The organism is Rhizosphaericola mali (genome assembly GCF_004337365.2).
Lineage (GTDB): Bacteria > Bacteroidota > Bacteroidia > Chitinophagales > Chitinophagaceae > Rhizosphaericola > Rhizosphaericola mali.
This window is the reverse complement of sequence record NZ_CP044016.1, coordinates 3,531,232-3,557,970: the sequence shown is the minus strand read 5'-3', so window position 1 is coordinate 3,557,970 and position 26,739 is coordinate 3,531,232. Positions and strand designations below refer to the sequence as shown.

23 protein-coding genes are annotated in these 26,739 nt (G+C 35.0%); 16 read left to right on the top strand and 7 right to left on the bottom strand.

The features are described from left to right. The first annotated feature begins 50 nt into the window (after nt 1-50). The 6 genes from E0W69_RS15185 (at nt 51) to E0W69_RS15160 (ending at nt 7,181) form a co-directional block, all read left to right on the top strand. Nucleotides 51-2,885 carry an FAD-binding and (Fe-S)-binding domain-containing protein gene (locus E0W69_RS15185; protein WP_131330901.1) on the top strand — a complete coding sequence of 945 codons (2,835 nt, stop codon included), beginning with the start codon at nt 51-53 and terminating at the stop codon, nt 2,883-2,885. A 456-nt stretch (nt 2,886-3,341) separates the two neighbouring features. Then, a complete protein-coding gene (locus E0W69_RS15180) occupies nt 3,342-3,596 on the top strand; it encodes a DUF2089 family protein (protein ID WP_131330900.1) in 255 nt (84 codons plus the stop codon). Continuing rightward, nucleotides 3,593-4,171, top strand: coding sequence for a hypothetical protein (locus E0W69_RS15175; RefSeq protein WP_131330899.1), 579 nt, complete (start codon nt 3,593-3,595; stop codon nt 4,169-4,171). Before E0W69_RS15180 ends, E0W69_RS15175 begins: the two co-directional genes overlap by 4 nt. Nucleotides 4,172-4,211: 40 nt before the next feature. After that, entirely contained in the window at nt 4,212-5,156 is a 945-nt protein-coding gene (locus E0W69_RS15170; protein WP_131330898.1) for an alpha/beta hydrolase, read from the top strand. 150 nt (nt 5,157-5,306) lie between these two features. Next, nucleotides 5,307-6,086, top strand: a complete 780-nt coding sequence (locus tag E0W69_RS15165) for a hypothetical protein (protein WP_131330897.1) — start codon at nt 5,307-5,309, stop codon at nt 6,084-6,086. A gap of 15 nt (nt 6,087-6,101) precedes the next feature. Beyond that, nucleotides 6,102-7,181, top strand: coding sequence for a toxic anion resistance protein (locus E0W69_RS15160; protein WP_131330896.1), 1,080 nt, complete (start codon nt 6,102-6,104; stop codon nt 7,179-7,181). A 33-nt stretch (nt 7,182-7,214) separates the two neighbouring features. Here the strand turns inward: E0W69_RS15160 and E0W69_RS15155 are convergent, their stop codons facing one another. The 3 genes from E0W69_RS15155 to E0W69_RS15145 form a co-directional block, all read right to left on the bottom strand. Continuing rightward, nucleotides 7,215-7,643: an SRPBCC domain-containing protein gene (locus E0W69_RS15155; RefSeq protein WP_225321281.1), complete on the bottom strand. Its 429-nt coding sequence runs from the start codon at nt 7,641-7,643 to the stop codon at nt 7,215-7,217. Nucleotides 7,644-7,714: 71 nt separating this feature from the next. After that, nucleotides 7,715-8,287, bottom strand: coding sequence for a Crp/Fnr family transcriptional regulator (locus E0W69_RS15150; RefSeq protein ID WP_131330894.1), 573 nt, complete (start codon nt 8,285-8,287; stop codon nt 7,715-7,717). Nucleotides 8,288-8,331: 44 nt separating this feature from the next. Beyond that, nucleotides 8,332-10,221 carry a TonB-dependent receptor plug domain-containing protein gene (locus E0W69_RS15145; protein ID WP_191967875.1) on the bottom strand — a complete coding sequence of 630 codons (1,890 nt, stop codon included), beginning with the start codon at nt 10,219-10,221 and terminating at the stop codon, nt 8,332-8,334. 58 nt (nt 10,222-10,279) lie between these two features. Here E0W69_RS15145 and E0W69_RS15140 point away from each other — a divergent pair, with 58 nt between their 5' ends. Together E0W69_RS15140 and E0W69_RS15135 are read left to right on the top strand one after the other, a co-directional pair. Next, nucleotides 10,280-11,749 (top strand): aminotransferase-like domain-containing protein, encoded by a 1,470-nt coding sequence (locus E0W69_RS15140; RefSeq protein ID WP_131330892.1) that lies wholly within the window; start codon nt 10,280-10,282, stop codon nt 11,747-11,749. A gap of 88 nt (nt 11,750-11,837) precedes the next feature. Further along, nucleotides 11,838-12,161, top strand: coding sequence for an FtsB family cell division protein (locus tag E0W69_RS15135; RefSeq protein WP_131330891.1), 324 nt, complete (start codon nt 11,838-11,840; stop codon nt 12,159-12,161). Between the two features lie 10 nt (nt 12,162-12,171). Here the strand turns inward: E0W69_RS15135 and E0W69_RS15130 are convergent, their stop codons facing one another. Continuing rightward, nucleotides 12,172-12,876, bottom strand: a complete 705-nt coding sequence (locus E0W69_RS15130) for an SDR family oxidoreductase (protein ID WP_131330890.1) — start codon at nt 12,874-12,876, stop codon at nt 12,172-12,174. A 121-nt stretch (nt 12,877-12,997) separates the two neighbouring features. Between E0W69_RS15130 and E0W69_RS15125 the strand changes: the two genes are divergently transcribed. From E0W69_RS15125 to E0W69_RS15110, 4 genes are read left to right on the top strand one after another with little or no spacing between them, the layout of a single operon-like run. After that, nucleotides 12,998-13,639 carry a DUF502 domain-containing protein gene (locus E0W69_RS15125; protein WP_131330889.1) on the top strand — a complete coding sequence of 214 codons (642 nt, stop codon included), beginning with the start codon at nt 12,998-13,000 and terminating at the stop codon, nt 13,637-13,639. 55 nt (nt 13,640-13,694) lie between these two features. Then, nucleotides 13,695-14,768 (top strand): 3-phosphoserine/phosphohydroxythreonine transaminase, encoded by a 1,074-nt coding sequence (serC, locus tag E0W69_RS15120; protein WP_131330888.1) that lies wholly within the window; start codon nt 13,695-13,697, stop codon nt 14,766-14,768. 24 nt (nt 14,769-14,792) lie between these two features. Next, entirely contained in the window at nt 14,793-16,025 is a 1,233-nt protein-coding gene (locus E0W69_RS15115) for a DUF1015 domain-containing protein (protein ID WP_131330887.1), read from the top strand. A gap of 37 nt (nt 16,026-16,062) precedes the next feature. After that, nucleotides 16,063-17,070, top strand: a complete 1,008-nt coding sequence (locus E0W69_RS15110; protein WP_131330886.1) for a tetratricopeptide repeat protein — start codon at nt 16,063-16,065, stop codon at nt 17,068-17,070. Nucleotides 17,071-17,162: 92 nt separating this feature from the next. Here the strand turns inward: E0W69_RS15110 and E0W69_RS15105 are convergent, their stop codons facing one another. Continuing rightward, nucleotides 17,163-18,212 (bottom strand): RluA family pseudouridine synthase, encoded by a 1,050-nt coding sequence (locus E0W69_RS15105; RefSeq protein WP_131330885.1) that lies wholly within the window; start codon nt 18,210-18,212, stop codon nt 17,163-17,165. 79 nt (nt 18,213-18,291) lie between these two features. Here E0W69_RS15105 and lipB point away from each other — a divergent pair, with 79 nt between their 5' ends. Next, nucleotides 18,292-19,002 carry a lipoyl(octanoyl) transferase LipB gene (gene lipB, locus E0W69_RS15100; RefSeq protein WP_131330884.1) on the top strand — a complete coding sequence of 237 codons (711 nt, stop codon included), beginning with the start codon at nt 18,292-18,294 and terminating at the stop codon, nt 19,000-19,002. Between the two features lie 17 nt (nt 19,003-19,019). Here lipB and E0W69_RS15095 read toward each other — a convergent pair whose 3' ends face one another. Then, complete coding sequence (locus tag E0W69_RS15095) at nt 19,020-20,171, bottom strand: energy transducer TonB (RefSeq protein WP_131330883.1); 1,152 nt, start codon at nt 20,169-20,171, stop codon at nt 19,020-19,022. A gap of 67 nt (nt 20,172-20,238) precedes the next feature. Then, on the bottom strand, nt 20,239-21,279 hold the full coding sequence (locus E0W69_RS15090) for a sialidase family protein (RefSeq protein WP_225321280.1): 1,041 nt from the start codon (nt 21,277-21,279) through the stop codon (nt 20,239-20,241). A gap of 73 nt (nt 21,280-21,352) precedes the next feature. On the opposite strand from E0W69_RS15090, the gene E0W69_RS15085 reads away from it, so the two are divergent. The 3 genes from E0W69_RS15085 (at nt 21,353) to E0W69_RS15075 (ending at nt 26,528) form a co-directional block, all read left to right on the top strand. Beyond that, complete coding sequence (locus E0W69_RS15085; RefSeq protein ID WP_131330882.1) at nt 21,353-22,630, top strand: M28 family metallopeptidase; 1,278 nt, start codon at nt 21,353-21,355, stop codon at nt 22,628-22,630. A gap of 71 nt (nt 22,631-22,701) precedes the next feature. After that, complete coding sequence (locus E0W69_RS15080) at nt 22,702-25,176, top strand: PIG-L family deacetylase (protein WP_131330881.1); 2,475 nt, start codon at nt 22,702-22,704, stop codon at nt 25,174-25,176. Between the two features lie 11 nt (nt 25,177-25,187). Further along, entirely contained in the window at nt 25,188-26,528 is a 1,341-nt protein-coding gene (locus E0W69_RS15075; protein WP_131330880.1) for an APC family permease, read from the top strand. Nucleotides 26,529-26,739: the final 211 nt, after the last annotated feature.

The following is a 26,739-nucleotide window of genomic DNA, read 5'->3' as shown; positions in this document are numbered from 1 at the left end:
CTTGTTAATAGAAATATTCCAATTTTGCATCAGAATAAATGCGATGATATATGTTACCTGCTACTTACCAAGAATTTAAAAATAAAATTGCTCGTGTTGTACCCGAAGATCGATTAGTAACCAATCCATTAAAAATATTGGCGTACGGAACGGATGCAAGCTTTTACAGACTTTTACCCAAAATAATTGTGCAAGCGCATAATGAATCTGAGGTCGTGTCGGTATTGCAAGAAGCGGCGGCATTGCAACTGCCAGTTACTTTTCGGGCTGGTGGTACCAGTTTGGCGGGACAAGCAATTACAGATTCTATTTTGGTGGTTTGTTCGCATAATTGGAAACAGTATCAAGTTTTGGATCAAAAAGGAGAGCGTGTTCGTTTTCAACCTGGGATCGTGGGAACGAAAGCGAATATTATATTAAAACCTTATGGTCGAAAAATTGGTCCCGATCCAGCGTCTATCGGTTCGGCTTTAATTGGCGGTATTGCTGCAAATAATGCAAGTGGCATGTGCTGCGGCAATCGACAAGATACCTACCGTACAATTGCAGATATTCGAATCGTATTGCAGGATGGAACTATTTTAGATACCTCTGATCCCTATTCAAGAAAGGCATTTGCCAAAAATAGGCCTGATTTACTTCAAGAAATTATTGATTTAAAAAATACCATTAATTCGGATGAGGTTTTAAAAGAGCGGATTATCCGAAAATACAAAATCAAAAATACCACTGGTTATAGCATCAATGCATTAGTCGATTTTGAGGATCCAATAGACATTATCAAGCATTTGATGATTGGGTCGGAAGGAACATTGGCATTTATTTCTGATATCACGTATCAGACGGTGGTGGATATTAAGTACAAATCCTGCGCGATGTTGATTTTCAATACGATTGAAGACGCTTGTCGCGTCGTTCCTCTTTTAAAAGAATCCTTTGTCGCAGCAGTTGAGTTGTTGGATCGCGATAGTATTCGGTCTGTGGAAACGCATCCGATGGCGCCAGCTTATTTCAAAACATTACCCGAATCTGCTTGTGTTTTATTGGTGGAATGTCAGACGGAAAAAGAGGCGGATCTTGCTGTAAATCAACAAAAAGTACGTGATGCGATTGTTGAAATTCCGACTTCGCATCCTTTTGAATTTGTGCGTTCGGATAAAGATATTAAGCAATATGCTTTCAATTGGGAAGCGCGAAAAGGTTTGTTGCCAACAGTTGGTGGTTTGCGTAAAACGGGCACGACTTGTATAATTGAGGATGTCGCTGTTCCGGTAGAAAATCTGGCTGCAGCTTGTATAGGGATGAAAGCTATTTTCAAAAAATACGGATATCATGATGCTACTTTATTCGGACATGCGATGGCTGGAAATTTGCATATGGTATTTTCCCAAGATTTTTCGGAAGCGTCCGAAGTGAAAAGATATGCGGATATGATGGACGAATTAGCAGATTTGATTGCGGATAAATTTGAAGGTTCGTTGAAAGCAGAACATGGAACAGGTCGTAATATGGCTCCTTTTGTTTTGCAGGAATGGGGCGAAGCTGCCTATAATATCATGATGCGCATCAAGCAAATATTTGACCCAAATAATTTGCTCAATCCGGGTGTGATTATCAACCACGATCCAAAAATTCATTTAGAAAATTTAAAACCATTGCCCGCCTCTAATGAGATTGTAGACAAATGTATGGAATGTGGTTTTTGCGAATCAAGTTGTGTAGCGGAAGGTTTGACGCTTTCTCCTCGTCAACGTATTGTTGTAGGTCGAGAAATTACGCGTTTGCAAGAAACGGGTGAAGATCCACAGCGACTCGAACAATTTAAAAAAGATGCGCAATACACGGTGGATGAGACTTGTGCGACAGATGGATTGTGTGGATTGGCATGTCCAGTTGGAATTGATACAGGATTGTATGTAAAAGATTTACGCAAACAATTAGCTTCGGATAAAGAGAAAAAGATCGCTGATAAATTTGCCGATCATATGGGAGCAACAACAGCAGGAATGCGTGTCGCTTTGAATATTGTTGGTGGTGTACAAAGTATTATTGGAGATAAAATAATGGGAGGAATCGCTGGCGGCTTACGCAAATTATCGGGTGATGCTATTCCCCAATGGAATCCTTACACGCCAAAAGGTGGACAAAAAATTAAACAAGACATAGTCAATGCTGGTCAAGAACGAAAAGTGGTGTATTTCGCCTCTTGTATCAATCGTGGTATGGGAAAGGATAAAGGTTATGATAAAAAGGATTTGAACCTTGTGCAATTGACCGAAAAGCTGTTAACTAAAGCCGGATTTACGATCATTTATCCAAAAAATATAAATAGTCATTGTTGCGGCATGCCTTTCAGTAGTAAGGGTTTGGTGGAGGAAGGAAATAAACTTTCTGATAATTTGGAAGCAGATTTAATGACTGCAAGCGAGAATGGGAAATGGCCGATCGTATATGATATGAGCTCCTGTTATTATACAAGTTTGCACCATTTCAAATCGGATATTTTAAAGGTCTATGATCCAATTCAATTTATGTTGGAATTTGTGATGCCTCAACTCCAAGTAAAACACAAACAAGCAATTGCTACAGTATTCCCAGTTTGCTCTGCCAAGAAAATTGGGATGGTGGATAATTTGGTTAAATTGTCTGGAATGTGCGCAGAGGAAGTGAAGTTGATAGAAACTAATTGTTGTGGTTTCGCAGGTGATAGAGGTTTTACTTTTCCTGAATTGAATGCACATGGTCAAAGGCATTTGAAAGAACAAATCCCGTCGTCTTGTACAGAAGGATATTCTACCAATCGTCCATGTGAGATTGGTATGAGTGAATACAGTGAGATTAATTTTAAATCGATTTTCTATCTGATTGATGAAGTGACTGCATAGTTATATTGGTTTTGATTTGATGATAGAGGGAATGGTAGTCTTACTGTTCCCTTATTTTTATTGGATATGTTCTTTTTTCTTGATAAAAAAGAACCAAAAAATCAAGTCCGCAATAAGGCGAATGCTACGCACCGTAAAAATATACGCTTCAGGCATTGTTTTGTGCTAGTAATTGGCTGAAATTCTAGAGCTTAAATTGCACAAAACGCCATTCCGCTATATTTTTACTTTCGCTGTATTGCTGACGTTTGGTTCGACTTCCGAATAAATTTATTAATCAGTCTTTTTTGTTATAAAGATAAATGCTATTAAAAAAATAAGCAATTTGAAACCGCTTTGTTTGCCTTAGAACGACTTAATCATTTGTTACTTTTCATCAAGGGAAAGTAACAAATGATTAAATTTATTTAAAAAATATTTTAATAAAATTAAATTTGTTTTTAACTTTATTAAAATATGATACCGAAAATATGCCCAAGTTGCGGCGATCAACTCATAGTGCAGACTCTCAATTGTAATTCCTGTGGAACCACCGTAACGGGTCAATATCCATTGCCACCATTATTGCAATTGACTCCTGAAGAAAGCCAATTTGTATTAGATTTTGTGATCAATAGTGGGAATATTAAAATTATGGCGGAGAAAATGCAGTTAAGCTATCCAACTGTGCGAAACTATTTAGATAATATTATTAAAAAACTGGAGAAATGACTCAGAATAAAATTCTAACACCTTTTTACTATCTGGCAGGAGCAAAAACTTTAATTATTGGTATTTTATTTCTTGCAATAACTACACTTTTGAGCTATTTTAGTTTCTGCAGATTTGATGGATTGATTGATATACATTTTTCTAAACCAATTTATTTTCCTTTTACGAGATTTTTACTCGATCAAATTATAGGTTGGTTACTAACGTGTATATTCTTCTGTTTAGGATTTTTATTCTGTGGTGCCGGTCGTTGGCCAAGGGCAATTGATTTATTGGGCACTACTATTTTTGCAAGAATTCCTTTAGTTATTGCACCTCTGATGGCATTCATTTTCCCAAATCTAATTCCTACAAATGTCACACCGTCCAATTTGTTAAATATTGACTTCGGCAAAATATTAATGCTTGCTTTGATTTCTATAGTTGGTACAATTCTGCATATTATATTACTATACAATGCATACAAAGTCTGTTTTAATCTTACAGGAACGAAACTAAAGTTATCTTTTATTTTGATCATTGTTCTAGGTGAAATATTAACTAAAATTCCCATTATTTATCAATTACTTTTTTAGTATACAATTTTACACTTTACTTCAAATAAAACTATAAATTATGTCTAGAAAATGGTTCCTTCTTTTAATCGTATTAATCTTTAATTCAAACTTGTATAGTCAAATGAAAGAATCTGATATTGAGTTAAATACTACAACGGGTAATATATTTGGTACATTAACTGAGCCAGAAAAAATGGCACATAAAATTCCTATAGTTTTAATAATTGCAGGATCAGGACCTACCGATCGAAATGGTAATAATCCTTTTATGAGTAATAATTCATTAAAATATTTAGCTGACTCTTTAGCTAATCATAATATCGCTTCTGTAAGATATGATAAACGTGGGGTCGGAGCGAGTATCGCATCTGGTACGAAGGAGGAAGATGTGAGATTTAATAATTACATTGATGATGCTGTTAAGTGGATAAAACTACTTAACTCAAAAAATAAATATTCCAAAGTCATAGTATTTGGACATAGTGAAGGCTCGTTAATCGGAATGATTGCAGCAAAAATTGGAAATGCTAATATGTTTATTTCCATGGCGGGCGCAGGAGAATCAGCAGATGAAATTTTAAAAAACCAACTATCGAGTCAACCTCTGATTGTTCAAAAAAACAGCTTTCCTATTATTGATTCGTTAAAACATGGAAAGCTAGTATCAAATATTCCAGAAAGTTTAAATACCCTTTTTCGCCCAAGTGTCCAACCTTATATGATTTCTTGGTTTAAATATGATCCTCAATTTGAAATTAAAAAATTGAATATCCCAATATTAATTCTTCAAGGAGATAATGACATTCAAATTGGCGTAAAAGATGCGGAAAACTTGCATGCTGCCAATTCCAAAAGCCAATTGATTATTTTAAAAAATGTGAATCATATAATGAAAACTATTGTTGATAGAGAGCGACAAGCTAATATAGCGACATACAATAATCCAGATTTACCAATTTCTGAATTGTTGGTTACTGATATTGTAAAATTTATTAATGACTAGGCCAAAAAATCAAAAAGATTTTTCAATCATTTTGATTAAAAGAATTTCTTAAACATAATAATACAATTACCATTTGTGTTAGTTATTTGCCATTAATGGAAGATTTTGTTCTCCTTTCGCATAATACAATTAAATTTGATTATGGGTTGGATGACTAAAAAAAGTTATGGTTGGGAAGTGAAAAGGATGATTTGGCCGATTTTGTCCATTGTTGCATTCGTTCCGATGCCTATTCATTTGTTCCCTATTGCAATGATTGATCAAGGATATCGTGCAAAAGTGCGCTCGTGGGTGGCGCTTGGTTTCATTTTCTTAGGAGTGGAAGTGGGGATTATGGCTTTGTTTTTGAGGAAAACACAGCATTTTGATCTTACGCTTTTATTTGCCAGTTTGGCGACATTTATTTCCTATTTAGCTTGTTATTTGATTGGAAATATTGTGCTTTTAAGTCAAACCAAATCTTACTTAAAAAGATTGGAATTAAAAGAGGAATTGGTCTTGGACTGGGTGACGCGTCCAAGCTCGCTGATTGTATGGAAACCACAAATAGTCAATTCTCCGCAGGAGTATGTATCCCAATTATTGCAATATCGCAATGCGATTCAAAATCGCAATGTTCAAAATAATATTGATAAAATATTCAACTGCTTCAAAGCTATCATTGAAAAAGACGAACAAAAAGCGGAGTTAATGACAGTGCGTCATCAAACAGTTTTGAATATGCTAGGACAATATAAAAGTATTCAAACTTCTAATCTGAATAATGTCAAAGTCGCCAACTCAAAATTAGAAATTGAAAAAACATTGGATCAGGCAGTTGTCGCTATTGAAAATGAGGTAACGAATCTATATGATGCATCGATTTTGGAAGTTTCCGCCGAGCGCGAAGTATATATCCAACAACTAAAAAATAGAAATTTATTAAAATAATTTAAAATAAAAACTATGGCTTTTCAAGATTTATCACTTATCAATACGCCAGAAGAAAATGGTAATGAAAAACCCGTTTTTACACAAGAAGAACAAAAGAAAATTGAAGACTATAAAAAGTCGATTGATTTCAGTAATACGACGGGAATTATTCAATACGGATTGAGTAGTCAGAATAAGGTGAGTGCATTCTCTGATGAGATTTTACGCCAAGTAAAAACACAAGATCTCGGATCTGCGCAAGATATTTTGTTGGACTTGAAAAATAATGTCAAAAATTTTGATGAAGAAGCGAATAAAAAAAGCATTTTTCCATTTTTTGATAATATTGGGAAAAAAATACGCAGACTAAAAGATCAATATGCATCTGTTGAAAAAAATATTCATCAGATTGAATTGAAATTGGAGCAGCACTATCAAGGCTTGATGAAAGATATTAATGTTTTGGATAAATTATTTGTCCAAAATCAGCAATATTTCAAAGACTTATCCTTGTATATAGAAGCGGGAGATCAAAAATTGTTAGAAGCAAACAATGAAATGCTGCCTGCTATCAAAGCTGAAGCAGAAGCGTCCAATGATCAAGCTAAAATCCAAGAATATAAAGATTTGCAACAGCAATTGGAAAGATTTGATAAAAAATTGCACGATCTAAAATTAACTAGAATGGTCATTCTGCAAACCGCTCCGCAAATTAGATTGGTACAAAGTAATAGTTCTGCTTTGATGGAAAAAATCCAATCAAGTATTGTCAATACTTTACCACTATGGAAAAATCAAATGGTTTTGACATTAGGAATTGCACATTCGCAACAAGCCCTTGCTGCACAAAAAGCTGTTACGGATGCAACGAATGAACTTTTGCGTAAAAATAGCGAGATACTCAAACAAACTACTATCGATGTAGCTAAAGAAACAGAACGCGGTATTGTTGATATTGAAACAATCACAACTGCCAATAATAATATTATTTCTACCATTGATGAAGTCTTGAGGATACAGCAAGAAGGGCGTGAAAAACGCCGTGCCGTGGAAACACAATTGTTAGAAGCTGAGAATAATCTGAAAACAAGATTACTTAAAACGGGAAATTAAACTATAAAAAAAGCTACTCAAAAGTAGCTTTTTTTATAGTTCAGCTTTTTGTTTGAGTGCTTGGTTCATTGCCTCAAAACCTAGCCGAGTTTTGTCAAGGTTGAATAATGAAACCAATAAACCACTAAAGTTTTCTTTTTGTATAAATTGAATTGAACTGTCGTTATTATCTATTATTTCAAATTGATGCAATCCGTCAAACAAACCTTTGAATAAAAATATTCCGAGCCAACTCAATTTATGATTTATTTCGATGTGTTGGAGTGTCGGTTTGAATTGCATTGGGTTACCGCCAACTGGATTTATTTTTACTTGTATTTTCTTCTCCTCTAAAATTTCGCCGCTAATCTGATCTATAAATGGATTCCAGCTATGATAGTTTGAGAAGTCGGTTAAGATATTCCAAATTTTTTCTGGAGTTGCATATATTTTGATTTCTGTGTATATCTCTTTCTTTGCCATGATTTGCATATTTATTTCATATGCAAAGTTCTAAGGAACTTGCATTGATTGGATTGATAAAAATCAAGAATTTAGTGTAGAGATTTTTTTCTAATTCGGCTAAATGTTTCGGGAGTCATGCCAAGCATAGATGCAAGATATTGTAATGGAACTTGATTAAATAATTCACTATTATCTTGAAAAAAATCTTGATAACGCTCCTCCGCCGATAGTGCCAATTGTTTAAATATTCTATTTTCCATAGTAAGGAAACATTGCGCTAATAATTGTTTTTCAATGAAATGCCATCTTGGAATTTTTTCGATTAATCTATTATAGTCTGTTTTTTGAATTGTAAATAATTCGGAATCTGTGAGAAATTGAAAAGACCAACGAGAATCGTAGTCAAACAAAAAACTGCCAATTTCGGAAACGAGATGTCCTTCAGTACAGATCCATTGCGTTATTTCTTTGTTGTCTGTTTGTTTAAATATTCTGATGAGGCCAGTTTGGATAAAACTAAGTTTCTCGCATCGCCTCTTTTCTTTCAGATAGAAGGAGTTTTTTGCATATTTTTCAAACGAAAAGAGGGATTGAATAATCTCCAATTCCTCTTTTTCTACGTAGGGAAAATGCGCTTTTAAACTATCTGTAAAATCAAACATCGTTTTCAATTTTACTTCAAATTTAAAGCTATGTTTTCTGATTTCTATAATTGAAATTGAATTCCTGTATTATACCATCTGCCAGGAAGTGGTGCTGCCGCTGCCTCAACATAAGTCACATTGGTAATATTCGTAGCATCTACAAATATTTGGATTTTATTTTTCCAACTATATTGGATTTTACTGTCGAGTAGGAAATACTTTTTGTAGCTAATTCTTTCCAAATATCTCGTACTTACACTCCATTGTAGTCCTTGGATAATTTCGCTACTAATCGTTCCTACAACTTGGTTACGAAGATTGCTAATCGTGTATAAGGATATTACATTGTTGTCTGCTGCTGGTTTGTCTATTTTGGGTTGTAGATTGGTATATGAAGCATGGATTTCTATAGTTTTAAAGGCTGTATTTTTTGGATGACTCCATTTGTAGTTGGCCGCAAGAGTGAAACCTTGTGTATTAATTCTTTGGAAATTATTAGGTTGCCAAGCAGAATTAATATCTGTTTTTGTCCAATCAATAAAATCATTAATTCTACGATAAAAATAACTTGCAGTAACATTGAAATTCTTAAGAAAATATTTTAGTCCACCTTCTGCATAATCTGCTTTTTCAGGAGTTAAGTCTGGATTGCCAATATTGGAAGGGCCTTTGTAATACAAGTCGGTATAAGTCGGGAGACGTTGTCCCGTACCAATATTTGTAAATAATTTCAAAGATGGTAGTATCGAATATCCTGCATCTAATCCGGGAAAAAATTGCCAACCGTATGCCGTATTATAGTTCAAATATCCACCTGCTGTCAATGCTAATTTTCCTAAGTCTGCAAATTTATATTCGCCCGAAAGTCCATAGTTATAACGATCGTGATTGCCTAAATTAGAACTCAAAATATGTTCGTTTCTAGCTTCTATACCGAAACCAATATCTCCCGTATTTGTATGAATGGTATTGTTCCATTCCGCATTGAAAATATGTGTTTTGTGGAGATTCCGAGCGGTTAATGGATTTTTGATATACCGATAATCATCTTGTGAAAAACGATAACTTACTCTTGGATAAGATTGCCAATTAGAGCTTAATTTTGTATGATAACCAATTTCTCCTAATACGTTATAAGTTGTTTCTCCGGAATTGAGATCTCCAGGTGGTGCATAAAAACCGTTTGCTCCAAAATTATTATAAGAATAACCTGCCATAGTTTCTACATAATCATTCTCATGTGTAAAGTATTTTCCTTGATAAAATGCTTTATTGTTACTATACGCAGTATTGTAACGGTAGCCATTTCCATTATTATGTGCAGCAGAAAATAGATTGGAATTTTTCCCATGTACCCAGCTGCCGGTTATTGCTCCGCCCCAACTATTATAATCATGAGTTGTTTCCACACTTTGTTTGAAATTGGTTCCTGTATTTAAAGACAAAGAGAGATGATTGTTCTTTGGTGTAATTGTAACAAAGTTAATAGCTCCTGTTAATGCATTCACTCCATATATACGAGCCGCTGCACCTCTTATAATTTCAATATGATCAACAACATCCATTGTGATCGGAAGGTTCATCATGTTGTGGCCTGTCTGTGGATCGGTCACTCTAACTCCGTTAATTAGTACTAATGTCTCGTCAAATGTACCACCATCGATGCTTACATCACCTTGAATGCCCGCAGGACCACGTTGTCTAAAATCGACACCGGCCACATAACTCAAAGCTTCATTGATAGATCGAATAGGTAATTGATCTAATTGATCACGAGTGATAACTTGTATGTTTTTATTTTCTTTTTCTAATGTGGTATTAAATCTGTTTTCTTGAATTACAACATTTTCTAGGGGCTTACCTTCGATGGAGTCTTTGATCGTTTGACTTTGGGCATATTTGCAAAAAGATAAACTTGTAGACAAGAGGAATAATAAATTTCTTAATTGCATTTTCTTCATTTGAGTGGGCAAAAATGTATAACTTTCCGGTACGTAAAATGATCCAGTTTTGAAAAAAGAAAGTAGTCCGGTTTTGGAATTGATTCGAGATGTCATTGCTCTTGATAGGAAAAACAAGGATTTTCCAATTTATATGCAAATAGCACAGAGAATAATGGTATTGATACAGAATCAATCTATTGCTCAAGGTGATTTTTTACCAGGAACGCGCGCGTTAGCAGAATTGTTGAAAGTTCACCGCAAAACTATTATTGCAGCAATCGAATTTTTATCGGAAGAAGAATATGTGGAAATTTTGCCCAATAAGGGCGCAAAAGTGTCTTATGTGAGGATTGAAATTGGGAATAGAAGTATTGAAAATTCACAATCTATCATTGAAAAAGCGCCCTATTTTATTTCCAAAAATAGAATTTTAGAAACAGAGCAGCTGCCCTCTAATGCTTCTTATTTTTGGAATGATGGGATCTTGGATGAACGACTATTTTTCGAAAAATTTGCTACAAAAAAGAATGATTTGTTTTTTGAAAATGCCTCTACTCAAAAGATGCAAAATGCTTATCGATTCCTATCCTTTCAATATTTAAAATACATCCATTCTTCGCAAAATTTAAACATAGCAGAGGAGAATATTTTATTGGTAAATAGTCTTTCACTAGCCATTGAAATGTTGTTAGAAGTTTTGATTTCAGCAGGCGATTGCGTGGTAACGACCAATCCTGGTGCGTACAAAGTAAATATGCTATTACAACAAAAAGGTGTTTTAGTTAAGACCGTTCCTATGACAACAGTAGATGGGATTGATTTGTCTTCTCTGAAAAATATTCACGCAAAAAATAAGATTAAATTACTTTATTTAGAGCCGCAAGCACATTATCCAACAACATCAGAATTGTCTCTCATTCAGCGGATTGCGATTTTACAATTTGCACAGGAGAATGAAATTATTATTTTGGAAAATTCTTCGGAAGGAGCGCTTTCTTTTTCCAATAAATCGGTTCCGAGTTTGTATGCTTTAGATGAATTTGGTTGGGTGATTCAGGTAAATTCTTTGGAAAAGTCGGTGTCTGCACAACTATTTTCCACATATATTTTGGGTCCAAATAATCTAATTCTGGAGTTGGAAAAATTGTATCAATATTTAAATTTATTTCCCGTATTTGGACAAATACAATTTATGACACAACTTTTGCAATCGCAACAATTAGAAAAAATATTGACTAAAAATCGGAAAATCTACAAACTAAGACGTGATCATTTTTTCTCCAAAATAGCTCATTTGCCGATAGAAACGATTCTTCCGAAAAGCGGTTTGGCTTTTTGGATTTCATTTCCTTGGAATATTCATTTACCCAAATTAAAAAAATCACTTGCGGCTCAAAATGTCTATTTGCCTGATTATTGTCTTTTTCAATCGAAAGATTATCATGCATTGAGATTAGGGTATGCGCATTGGGACGATGATGAGCAATTAGCACAAATTACTATTTTGGAAAGGTGTTTGCATGTGATTGGTGGATAAGTTGATAAGTATAGAAAATTCAATATAATTATTCACAATACAAAGCATTTAAATATTAACCATTTACTTTGCATTAAGGGGACAAATCATGGCGGTAGACAAAAAGACGATAATAAAATACCTGAAAAATAAATACATCATTACGACTTGTATCTTTTTGGCATTGATTTTATTTTTTGATAGAAATGATCTTTTTGTACAATTGCAACGCAAACATGATTTGAATAAAATTCTGAAAAGTAAAGATTTTTATCTCAAACAAATTGATTCTACAAAAGAACAATTGGAAGAGTTGCATAAAAATAATAGCACGATGGAAAAATATGCTAGAGAGCAACTTTATATGAAAAAAGATAGTGAAGAGGTTTTCATTGTCGACCCAAATGAAGCCGACAATGAAGATAAAAATTGAAGGAATCGCTTTACAAATCTCCCAATTGTGGTCTTAAAATAATATCTTCTACGACAGCCTGAGCAGATAGAAAGCTAGCTGTATAAACCATATCCGCAACATCTTTTGCTTCCATTATTCTTTTTGGGTCTATATCTACTCCTGCCCAGCTATCTGTTAAGGTCGCTCCTGGGAAAATTCCAGTGACCTTGATGCCCTTGTCTTTTAATTCTTCTCTGAGATTTTTCGTAAATCCATCTAATGCATATTTACTGATGCTATAAGAGCCTCCATTGGGATATGCTTTTAAAGATGCCACGGAACAAATATTAAATATGTGTCCAAATTTATTGTTAATCATGGCAGGTAGTAAGGCACGAGTCAGATGATAGGCACTCAATAGATTTGTCGTCAGCATAGATTCCAATTGGCCTTCTGGTTCGTCAAACGTATTACCTTGTACAAATAATCCTGCGTTGTTTATAAGTATATCCGTGGTCCCAATATGATTAACTTTTTCTGAAAACTTAACTATATCTTTTCTTTTGGAAAGGTCTACGCCAAAATAATGTACTAAAGTTCTTGGAAATCTAGCTTGAAGATTGATTGCTTTCTCTTTCAATAATTCTTTATTTCTAGCACATAAGATGACTGTATGTCCACTTGTGTCGCTTAAAAATCGCTCTGCCATTGCTAATCCTAATCCCTTCGAAGCACCTGTTATTACTATTTGCATGTTTTTTTGAGTCTATGATCTAAATACAATATTGCTTAAAAATGGTTGCCAAAGTAAAATATATTTTTTTGCTTGTATAAAAGCAAAGAACTTCGCACCTCATTCAAAAGTAAATAAATCTGTGGCAAAGAAAAGGAGTCCATTTTCAATAAGATCCCTATTTCAATATTTTTTACAAGGATTGATTGTTATAGCGCCACTGGCGGTGACAATCTATGTGGTTTGGTGGATATTTACTGCCGTTGATAATATTATTCCGAATATTTTAGGAACCTTTTTCCCACAAATATTCAAACAGGATGCGTTTGGATTATACAGGATTCCAGGTTTAGGGTTAGTCGTTACGCTAGCCTTATTACTAATTATAGGTCGAATTTCCTCCACTTATCTAGTCGGAAAAATGGTCAATTTTTTAGACCATCTATTAGAAAAAACACCAGGTATTAAATTAATTTATTCTTCGGTCAAAGATTTTTTACAAGCATTTACGGGTAATAAAAAGAAGTTTGATAAACCTGTTTTAGTAAATGTAGATGGGGCAGATATTTGGCGTATAGGTTTTATTACGCAAGATAGTGCAAGCGTATTTGGTTTGGATGATCATGTAATTGTCTATGTGCCCCATTCTTATGCACTTTCAGGGATAACTTATATGGTTCCTAATGAAAAAATTAAATTTGTCGGTGATCATGTAAAATCCTCGGAAGCGATGAAATTTACTGTATCAGGAGGTGTTACAGATTTAGAACACAAATCGCATTAAAATAAGTATTCGGTTAAATATCGTACTTTTCAGCTTTATTAAAGTATTCAAATAAATGAAAAAATATAATTTCAATTCTGGTCCATCAATATTGCCTCAAGAGGTATTGGATCAAGCGGCTGCGGCGGTGCATGATTTTAATGGTATTGGTTTGTCTATTTTAGAAATTGGACATCGTACCAATTGGTTTGTAGATACTATTAATGAAGCGCGCTCGTTGGTCAAGGAATTGATGGGATTGGGCGATGATTATGAAGTCATTTATTTGCAAGGTGGTGGTACGACGCAATTTATGCAAGTGCCAATGAATCTTTTGGACAATGATGCTACTGCTGCGTATATCAACAACGGTATCTGGGGCAGAAAAGCAATCCAAGAAGCCAAATATTTTGGAAATGTAAATGTTGTCAGCAATACAGAAGATAAAAACAATAGTTATATTCAAAAAGATTTCACCGTGCCTGCAGATGCGCCTTATTTGCATTTTACAGGAAATAATACGGTGGAAGGTACGGAATGGTTTACGGAGCCCATCAGCAACGGCGTGCCTTTGATTGCGGATATGAGTAGCAATATTTTTAGTCGCCCGATGAATTTTGATAAATATGATATGATTTATGCAGGTGCTCAAAAAAATATTGGTAGTGCTGGCGTAACGATTGTTGTGGTAAAAAAAGAATTATTAGGAAAAATAAAACGTCCGATTCCGCCAATTATGGACTATAGAGAACATATTAAGGCAGAATCCCTATTAAATACTCCTCCAGTTTTCTCTATTTTGGTATCTCTATTGACGCTAAAATGGATCAAAAAAGAAGGGGGTTTGGAAGAAATGGAGAAAAGAGCAGTTGCACGCTCGACTAAATTCTACAACTATTTGGATGAAAGTAATCTATTCCGTCCTTTAGTAGTCAAAGAAGATAGAAGTAGAATGAATGCGACTTTTACTATTGATGATAAAACTTTAGAAAATGCATTTTTGGATGAATGTAAAGCTAATGGAATGGTCGGAGTAAAAGGACACCGCAGTGTAGGTGGATTGAGAGTGAGCATGTACAATGCATTACCCATGGAAGATTTAGAAGCATTGATTTCATTAATGAAAAATTTTGAAGCACAAAAAGGATAATATTTCCTTAGCGATAATACCAATATGACTAGGATTAGACCGTTTAAAGCAGTAAGACCCCAACCAGAATTGGCATCCCAAGTGGGTAGTCTCCCTTATGATGTGCTTAATAGTGATGAAGCGAGAGCCAATTCTGAACATAGTCCTTATTCATTTTTGCATATTACAAAAAGTGAAATAGATCTCCCCGCAGGAACGGATGTTCACGATCCAATTGTATATCAAAAAGCAAAAGAAAATTTGCAATCATTTTTGCAAAACAATATTTTGTTACAAGAGGATAAACCTGCTTATTACATTTATAGTTTGACGATGGATAGTCGAGAACAAACGGGTATTGTCGCAGTTAGTTCTTTGGATGACTATGAAAATGATATTATCAAAAAACATGAATTTACCCGTCCAGAAAAAGAAATAGATAGAATCAATCATATTCAAATTACGGAGGCGCAGACCGGTAATGTGTTTTTGGCATATCGTAATTTGGCTGAGTTAGATAGTTTAGTTCAAAACTGGCGAAATAATCATGCTCCATTGTATGATTTTGTTGCAGAGGATGGAGTGAAACATATGGTCTGGGTTGTCGATTCCTATGTAGAAATCGAAGCAATAACAGAGTTGTTTGCAAAAAAAATCCCAAATACATATATAGCGGATGGTCACCATCGTGCAGCCTCTGCAGCAAAAGTAAGGACCGCATTATATACGGAATCAAAAGTTGAGCCTGCTCATTTTTTAACTACATTATTTCCTGCAAATCAATTGCATATTATGGAATACAATCGTGTAGTTCGAGATTTGAATGGATTAGGTTCAAATGACTTTTTGAAAGAAATAGCAATAAATTTTGATGTAGAAACTTCAGACTTTCAAGTGTTACCTGCAGAGCCTCATATATTTGGAATGTATTTGGAAAAACAGTGGTACTCCTTAAAATCAAAATCTACTATTATAAATGAAGATCCTATTGGGATTTTAGATGTGTCAATATTGCAAAATGGGCTGCTTGATCCTATTTTGGGGATTCAAGATCCACGTACGGATAAGAGGATCGATTTCATAGGAGGGATAAGAGGGTTGGATGAATTGGAAAGATTGGTTGATTCGGATAAAATGAAAGTGGCATTTAGTTTGTATCCTGTAACGATCGATCAATTATTTGCAATTGCAGATAGTGGTAATGTGATGCCTCCGAAAAGCACTTGGTTTGAGCCAAAATTACGTGACGGATTGTTGACACATTTGATTAATGAATAAAATTTTAACACCTTTATATTTGGACTAAAATATTTGTATGAAAAAAACATTTTTATTAGCTTCTTTAATGTCTTTAGGACTTGGTGCTATGGCGCAAAGTGCGGAAGCTGATTCAAAAGATATTATGGGGTCTTTGCAGGATATTGGCTTTGGTAAAGCAATAGAAAGATTGGATGCAAGCTTGAAACAATACCCCGATAATTATGAACTTCAACAAGATAAAGTCTTAGTTAATTATTATAATCGTAATTTTTCGAATGTAATTAGTTTAGGTAAGCCACTTTTGGAAAGAAGTGATGCGCAGGATATGGTTTTTCAATTAGTGGGAAGTGCATATAGTTCCATTGTGCAATATAAAGATGCTATTAAAGTATTATCTAAAGGCATAAATAAATTTCCTAATAGTGCTTTATTATATGCAGAATTAGGATCTGCATATTTAGGTGATTTGGATCAGAAGGAGGCAATAAAAGTTTTTGAAAAAGGCATTCAAGTTGACCCCAATATTAGCGGAAACTATTACGAATTAGCTAAGCTATATGCTACCAATAATAATCCATTATGGAGTGTTTTATATGGTGAAATGTTTGTAGATCTAGAAAGTCTGACACCAAGAACTAAAGAGATCAAAATATTACTTTTTAATCAATACAAAGCTTTGTTTGCTAGTTCAACCGTAATTGGTAAATATATTTCTAGTGGAAAACCGTTTGAAAAAGCAGTAGCGACTACATTAGAAAAATATACCAATATTTTATCTGACGGTGTAACAACAGAAAGTTTGATAGCATTGAGAGGCCAATTTATTGTTGATTGGTTCCAAAGTGATAACTATAAAACGTACCCTTTTAGATTGTTTGATAGAGAACGTCAACTATTAAAACAAGGAAATTTTGAAGCGTATAATCAATGGTTATTTTCTTCCTCAAATGAGGCGGCATATAACAACTGGGCAAGTTTGCATCAAGATGATTTAAATGCATTTAATACGTTCCATCGTTCTGTAATATTCAAACCTCTAAAAGGAGAATATTATAGCCATTAAATTATAATAGAAATAGTATAAATAAAGCCACAATTCATTTGAAATGTGGCTTTATTTATACTACGAAAAATATATTTTTTAGACTATAATTTTTAGTTGGCGTAACTAATATATTTCTCCCATTTTTGGATAAGTTGCGTCATGTCTTCTGGTAATTCAGATTCAAAAAGAACTTCTTCTCCGGTGGTCGGATGGATAAATCCTAAGCTTTTGGCATGCAACGCCACTCGTGGACATATTTCAAAACAATTATCTACAAATTGTTTGTATTTGCCATAAACGGTCCCTTTTAAAATTCTATTTCCATCATATTCAGCATCGTTGAATAGCGTATGGCCAATATATTTCATGTGAACTCGTATCTGATGTGTACGGCCTGTTTCTAATCGACACTCGACAACTGTTACGTAATTTAATTTTTCCAAAACTTTCCAATGCGTAATGGCATGTTTGCCAATCTCACCCTCTGGAAATGGTGCAAATATTTTACGATTTCTAGGATGGCGAGCGATGTGTGCATTTACAGTTCCTTCTTCCTCCTCCATATCACCCCAAACAACTGCGACATATCTGCGATGTACCGTATGATCAAAAAATTGTTTGGCTAAATGTGCTGCCGCCACTGCTGTTTTGGCTAATACAATTAGTCCGGTTGTATTTTTATCTATACGATGCACCATGCCGTAGCGAGGTAATGCCTCGTCATCGGTATTAATATTTGCTTTTTGGAAATGATAAGCAATCGCATTTAATAAGGTTCCTGTATAATTGCCGACACCAGGATGTACCACCATATTGGGCTTCTTATTGATCACAATCACGGCATCATCTTCGTAAACAATCTCCAACGGAATATTTTCTGGAACAATTTCCGAAGTGTCTGGAGGTGCCGTGAGGCTCATTAATAACACTTGATCTCCAGGATGTACTTTATAATTGCTTTTTACAATCTGTCCATTAACGGTAAGAAAACCGGCAGCAATACTTTGCTGAATCTTATTTCGAGTCACTCCTGCGAGCTTGGCATGAAGCCATTTGTCTATGCGTAACAAATCTTGTCCTTTGTCCACGACAAAACTGCTACGCTCATAGAGCGATTCCGAATTTTCCTCAGGCGTAATGTTGTCTAATTCTTCATTCATTGTGCAAATGTAAGATGTGAACCGCATTTCACATCTCTAAAGATATATTACCTTTGGTATCCGATTAAAAAGATGAACAATGGTACAGAAAGTATATTTTAAGGATTTGGGCAATATGGAGTATAAGGATGCATGGGACTTACAAGAACGAATGTTGAAGGAAAGAGTGGAGAAAAAATCGGAAGCGAGAAAACTTTCAGATCAACCAGATTATGCGGCCGCAGGTATACAGCACGAGTTATTATTTGTAGAGCATCCTTTGGTGTACACCCTTGGTAAAACCGGACATGAGGATAATGTACTTATTTCGGATACGGAAAGAGAGGAGATGGGTATCGAATATTTTCATATCAATCGTGGTGGAGATATAACCTTTCACGGACCTGGTCAAATTGTGGGTTATCCTATTTTTGATTTGGAACAAATGAAGCAGGATCTTGGTTGGTATTTGCGTAGCATGGAGCAAGTGATGATCGATACAATTGCGGAATATGGGATTGAGGGAGGTAGAAGTAAAGGAGAAACCGGCGTTTGGATCGAACCGGATCATACACGCAAAATATGTGCGATGGGTATTCGTTGCAGTCGCTGGGTGACGATGCATGGATTTGCCCTAAATGTCAATACGGATTTAGACTATTTTAACTATATCGTTCCATGTGGTATTCAAGGTAAAACTGCGACTTCTATGGAAAAAGAGATCGGTCGTAAATTAGATATGGAAGAGGTAAAAGCTACACTTCGGAAAAATTTTGAAAAGATTTTTAATGTGGAAATTGTGATAGAATAGAAGTTCAATACTCTTCTTTATTTGATTAAATTACCATTTTCGTCCCATCGTCTTGTATTTATTGGAATTCCATTTTCTCCAAATTGAACATCAGAACTTTTTCTTCCATTAGGATGATATTTTAAAATGCGTTTAATTTTGTTATCTACTGTTTTTGTTAGTGTGATTGTATTTCCTTGTGAGTTTAATGCTTGCATATTAACATAAATATGTCCGTCTTTAGAAAAAATAGTCGACGCTTTTCCTACAAACTTATTGGTTGCAATATTTAATATTGTTGTAACTCTAGTTGTATCATTTACTTTGTAATCTACTATTTTATGCGTGGCATTTTTTGCACTTACATATTTTTGCGTCTCGTCAGTGTATTTGATAATTGTATCCTCAAAAAGCACTGAAGGATTGTCAAGAACTTGAAATGTGATTAACTGACTTTGGGTATATATTATTTTTTTATTTAAAAATATTGCAGGTTTCCATTTGGGAGAATTTTTTATGACTCTCATTGCCTCTTCTGCAGTGCCGTAACCAGGATCTTGAATTGTCTTTACATTTTCTACGTTACCTAAAGTGTCTATAGAAAATCTGACGATAACTTTGTAATTTCCTATAGGTGCATTTTTGTCACGAGGTATGTCGGCATTTAGATTTTTGGAAATGAAATCTTGCCAACCTTTTGGAGATATGGAAAATTGTGCTTTTTGTTCATATTTAAATGGAACTATACTGTGACCGAGAGAATCCCAACCGAGTTGTTGAACTATTCTCCCATTTTTATATTTAATCTCCGCATTTTTAACAGCATATTTATCATAGTGTATAGTAGATTGAGGAATTCCAGATTTAAGGAATTTATATTCCATTGGAGTACCATTTTTATAGTATCGAAGAATTTTTACCCATTTTGGTTTATATGAAGTATCTGATTTTGTCTCTGATCTATATAGAATAAATTGTGGTTGCTCGCGTCTTTCCCAATATTCGATTCTCCATCCCTCTTCTGTTTTGTATTGCTTATTTTGAAAAACACTAGAATCTTCTACTGTGGCATGGTCTAAACTATCAAAATAATAAATATGTCTTAATTCTTCTTTTTGTGCCTTGAGAGTGGATAATGGTAAACTTATTAACCAAATTAGAAGTATAAATATAGCGTGTCTCTTTGTCATTCTGAGTAAAGGTATACTAGGTGTTGCAAATGTACTCTTAATTCATTTATATATGTATTTAGAAATATTACATTTTTACATCCACAAATTTTAAATTTTTTCGGTCATCGGTATAGGCTATATGAATGATGTGATTTGAATCTTCAATTATTGCAGGGTAACTATATTCCCCTTTATCATGATTTTCTAAGGTTAAAATATCTTGCCAATCTATTCCATTTTTGGAAATGGCAACTTTGAGTTTGGCGCGTCCCATCCACCAATCCTTACCTGCTAACATAGGATTATAGACCAGCATTTGCAAGTCATTATGCAATGTCACAGCGTCAATACCACTATTGGGATTGGGAAGGTTTATCGATTGTAATTTAGACCAGTTATTTCCGTTATCTGTCGACCAGGTAGAAACGATTACATTTTGACGACTGCGCATCAACAATTGTAATTTTCCTTTTTTATATTTTAAAATGGAGGGTTGGATTACGCCAAAAGTGTCGCAGTTGATAGGGAGGTATTTCCAATTTTTACCATATTTATCGGAATTTTCTATATGTGAAATCCATTTTTTTTCATCGTTACTTTCCGTGCTAGAAGGATAAAGTATTGTTCCGTTTTGCAATTGAATAGGCTTGTTTCGGATCGGACCAAGCAAACTATCTGAAAGTTTATCAGGATTGGTCCAAGTGTGTCCATTATCCAAAGAAATTTTTCTTTCCGCCCACCATTCTCGTGGATTCGGACCTACTTTATAGTCCAAAAATAATTGCCCAGTTGTAGATTTAAACAAAACAGGATTCCAACAAGCCATAGAATCGCCTTTTGAGGTAACTCCTTCTGCTAATTTGAAGGGCGCAGAAAATTGATTTTTGTTTTTTAAGTTTCGATAACTTCCCCAAATACAGACATTTTTTGCACCTTCATGATCGCCCGCAAACCATGCGTAAAGCAACGAGTCTTTGTCAATCTGGACAATAGTCACTGCATGATACATTTTGAAATTCGGTTCGTTGATAATGGTGCCAGAATCAATAATTTGATATTGTTTTTGCGCAAAAATATAACTCGTGCTAACGGATAATATAAATAATAAGAAAAGTAGTTTTTTCAATTGAATTGTTTTAGACGGGCTACGAATGTAAAGAATAAACATCATCTTCGTAGGTAATAATTTGTCGAAAACGATGGGGAGACTTCTTTTAACGATATTTTTAATTTTGAATTTGGGAAATGTTTACGCCCAACAAGATGCGATTTATGGCAAAAAAATGGTCAAAAAATTGGCCGCTAAAAGAATGAACGGGCGTGGCTACTATAAAAAAGCAGACGCAAAAGCGGCGAAATTTATCGCTCAACAAATGCAAGACTGGTACGTTGCTCCATTTTCGAACAATACATACAAACAAACTTATCAATTTCCTGTTAATTATTTTCCCGATAAAATGAAAGTAGCTATCGATGGAAAAAACTTACAACCTGGTGTAGATTTTTTGATAGGAGCTACGAGTAATTCGGCTAAAGGAAAATTCAATATAGTAGAAGGTAAACGCCGTGATTTGTTGGATACTGCAAATATGTTTTCACTAGTGCGCAAAGCAAAGAGTAATTTTCTGTATTTCAATAATGAAAAAGATTCTACGGAATCCAAAGAAATGACAGAAGTGATTAATCAAAATATGGAGTATCTACAATATAGTCCAGATGTAGATATAAAAGGAGTGATTTTGTATAGTCCGCAAAAATTGACTTGGACAGTTGTGCCTTTTCAGAGTAACAAAACGATGATCGAACTACACAAAAAAATAGAAGCTCCCACAACTCTAAAGTTAGATGTTACTGCAAAATTTGATTCTGCTTATACTACGCAAAATCTTGCAGGATATATACGTGGTACGCAAAAGCCTGATTCGTTTATCGTCGTCTCCGCACACTATGATCATTTGGGAAGAATGGGAAAACGAACTTTATTTCCTGGAGGCAATGATAATGCGAGTGGAACAGGTTTTGTGTTATCGCTGATGCGACATTACGCTTTGCATCCTCCAAAGTATACGATGGTATTTTTATTTTTTTCGGGAGAGGAAATAGGCTTAAAAGGTTCCGAATATTTTACCCAAAATCCTTTATTTGATTTAAGGAAAATTAAGTTTCTTTGGAATTTTGATATGGCAGGAACCGGTAAAACTGGTATTCAAGTTGTGAACAGTACCATTTTTACTAAACAGTTTACCATTTTGGATGCTATTAATAAATCGATACATTTATTGGCGGATATTAAAGTAAGAGGTTCCGCTGCCAATAGTGATCATTATTGGTTTTACAAGAAAGGCGTTCCTTGTTTTTTCTCCTATACTTTAGGTGGTGTTAACTATCACGATATCAATGACACATATAAGTCACTGCCTTTCGACGCATGGGGCAATTATCAATTGCTGGTAGAGCGCTTCTTTGATGCATTGTAACCACTTGCGTTTTTTGAAAGAATAGAATGTAAATTTGCTAGGCAATTCATTTGTTCAATTCAATCAAATACATGCGTAGACGATTTTTATTTATACTATTATTTCCCTTATTTACATGGGCGCAAAAGCCTATGGCTGTGCCGTCTTCGGTAATTTATCAGGAAATTAAAAAGCTGAATGTTTTAGGTACGGTTTTATATATGGCAGCTCATCCAGATGATGAGAATACAGCGTTAATTGCTTATTATGCCAATCAAAAACTGTACAATACCAACTATTTATCCTTAACACGCGGCGATGGTGGTCAAGACTTGATCGGACCAGAAATGCGTGAAAAATTAGGCATTATCAGGACGCAAGAATTGTTGCAGGCGCGTCGATTGGATGGTGGTCATCAATATTTCGCTACGGCAAATGACTTTGGCTTTTCTAAAAACCCAGAAGAGGTTTTTACTAAATGGCCGAAAGATACTTTGCTGGCAAATGCGGTTTGGATTATTCGAAATCTGCAGCCAGATGTAATGATTACAAGGTTTCCTAAGGATGCACGTGCCGGTCATGGTCAACATAGTGCGTCATCGATATTGGCAGAAGCGGCGTTCAAAGCAGCCGGAGATCCCAATATGTTTCCCGAACAATTAAAATATGTAAAACCTTGGAAAGTAAAACGATTGGTTTGGAATACGAGTGCTTGGGGATTTTCTAGTAAAAAAGTTTTTGATGAATATGCCAAAAATTTAATTCATTTCAATATTGGCGAATACAATAGTGCATTGGGAAAATCCATAGGTGAAATGGCGGCAGAAAGTCGTAGTATGCACAAAAGTCAAGCATTCGGATCTGCAGGAAACCGTGGATCGATTGAGGAATATTTTGAGCCGACTTTAGGTGTGACGGCAAAGAAAGATTTGTTTGAAGATGTGAACACCACTTGGAGTAGAATTCCTCATTCTGAAAAAGTACAACAAGATGTCAACGGATTAATAGCACATTTTTCATTGGAAAATCCAACTATAATTTTACCACGACTCATTCAAACCTATAAAGATATTTCTGCACTAGAAAAATCTGATTGGAAAAATGAAAAGTTGAATGAAGTCAAAACGATTATTCAACAAGTTTTGGGATTGTATTTATCTTCCACTACTTCGGACGAAACCATAGCACCAGGTGATGAATTGAAAATAGTTACTGAAGTAAAGAATCGTTCTAATACAAAAGTTCGCTTTACTGCAATTGACTACAAGATAAACGGAACGAATGACGTAAAAACGGCATGGATCAAAGAAGAAGATAACAATGAAATTGTTCAATATACGATACCCATCCCACAAAATACGCCATACTCTTTCCAATATTGGTTGAGAGAAAAACATGATGATGCGATGTATCATGTTGCGAATATGAGTGATTTGAATTCACCCGAAAATCTTCCTGCTATTTCAACTACACTTCATTTGACTATAGATGGATTGGTATTGGACTATACAATTCCGGTGCAATATAAAAATGTGGATCCTGTAAAAGGCGAACTATATAATCCGATTTGGATCGCGCCAAAGGGCTTTGTTAATTTGGATAACAGTGCTTATATATTTGCAAATGGACAAGCTAAAACGGTGAAAGTTAAAGTCTCTACACAAGAAGATGCGCTCAATGGAACAGTTGGATTAAATGTACCTAAAGGCTGGTCTGTTACACCGCAAACAATAGCGACACAATTAACAACACACGATGAAAAAGATCTTGAATTTACAGTCACTCCAAATGGAAATATTCAAAATGGAGAGATACAAGCATTTATAGTTTCTAAGGGAGATACAAATAATTTAAGTTTGGATAAGATTCAATACGATCATATTCCGACACAACTATACATGTATCCAGCAATCGCCAAAACGAACAATATCGATATTTCCATTAAAGGTAAAAACATCGGTTATCTTATGGGAGCCGGCGATGATGTTCCTGCTGGATTGAGACAGATTGGTTATAATGTAACCTTGTTACAAGATAAGGATATGACGGTGGCTAGTTTGCAACAATTCGATGCAGTGATGATTGGCGTGCGTGCATATAATGTTTTACCCAAAATGGCACACTATCAAGATGTACTATTGGAATATTGTAAAAATGGAGGTAATGTAGTGGCGCAGTACAATGTATATCGTGGTTTGCAGACAAATAAAATCGGACCTTATCCGTTGCAACTATCTAATGATCGTGTAACGGATGAAAATGCAAAAATCACTTTTACAAACCCCGATAACAAAGCGTTAAATTATCCCAATAAAATAACTGAAAAAGATTTTGATGGCTGGGTGCAGGAGCGCGGACTCTATTTTCCTGATCAATGGGATGAAAAATATCAAACTATCATTGCTTGTCATGATCCGAATGAAAAAGATCTCGCAGGAGGTATTTTGATTGCTCCGTATGGTAAAGGTTATTTTGTGTATTCTGCATATGATTGGTTCAGAGAGTTGCCTGCTGGCGTACCTGGAGCGTATCGACTATTGGCCAATTTGTTGTCTTTGGGTAAATAAAACAAACTATAATGCAAGGTGAGAAGATTGGATTAAAGAGAGTGTTGGGATTAAGGCAAGCGACGGTTTTGAATATGATTGATATGGTGGGTATTGGTCCATTTGCGGCCTTGCCGATTATATTATTAGGATTTCCAGGGAAATTTAGTGTGATCCCGTGGATAATAGGAGCGATTATAAGTTTGGCTGACGGTATGATCTGGGCGGAGTTAGGCTCCGCTTGGCCAGAAGCAGGTGGTAGTTTTATTTTTTTACAAAAACTATACAAAGGTAAAACAGGAAGGATGATGGCGTTTTTGTATAGTATGCAAACTTCCCTACACTTACCTTTAGTAGTAACAAGTGCGGCACTTGGACTCGTGAACTATTTGAAATATGTTGTCCCGATGGGATATTGGGAAACCAAGCTCGTCATGGTTGCCATCGTGGCAATTGTTGTTGGTTTGTTGTATAGAAAAATTAGTTCCGTTGGAAAAATAGGTATGGCGATGTCTGTAGTGATGGTGTTCATGTTATTATGGACGATTGGTACGGGAGCGTTTGCTTATGATAGTCACTTGATGGACGCGAATTCGGTGCGAATGCCACATTTTAATAGTTGGTTCAATATAGCATTTTGGATGATGGTTGGTCAGTATACCTCCAAAACGGTGTATGCCTTTTTGGGATACTATAATGTTTGCCATATTGGCGGCGAAATTAAAAATCCGCATCAGAATATTCCGCGTAGTATTTTGCTTTCGATTGGCATCATTGCTATTTTGTATATTGCCATGCAGTGGTTTGTTGCTGGAGCGGTTCCGATTTCAGAAATAAAAGATGGTAATGCACCATTGCTCAGTATTTTCTTTGAAAAAGTATACGGTAAAAATGTGGCTTATATTGTCACAGGTATTTTGGTAATTGTGGCTTGTTCCTCTTTGTTTGCATTGATGTTGGGTTATTCAAGGATCATATATGCTGCGGCGAAGGAAGGTTTGCATTTCAAATTATTTGCGCATCTGCATCCAACAAAAGATTTTCCGGACTATGTTTTATTGGTATTTGGAGGGATTGCGATTATTTTCTGTATTTGTTTTGAGCAAACTTCTACTGTTTTTAGTTTTATTGTCGTGACAAGAATATTTATTCAATTTATCCCACAAGCCATTGGAGTGATTATGCTCCGTGTCAAAAAAAGAACCCCCGAATTACATTTCAAAATGCCGGCTTTTCCAATATTGGCAATCTTCTCCATATTGGTCTGGGTGTTACTTTTTATAAGCTCGGGATGGAAATATGGAAAATTTGGAATTGGCGTGATTTTGTTTGGGTATATTATTTATAAATTATTGATAAGGCAAAAGAAGTGAAGATGATTGCAATTTTTGATATTGTGTCATCTTAAATCATCATTATGCTTCATATTAATTTGTGAATTGCCTTATTATCATTCGTTTGTTAATGATTTGTAAGTTTCTTTATGATTGGAATATGGATGTATTTAGATTGTAACCCTGTACTTATGTTCAGTTCTAAATTTATTTCTTCTGTTCTATTATCTGGTAAGTTGTGCTAGGTGTT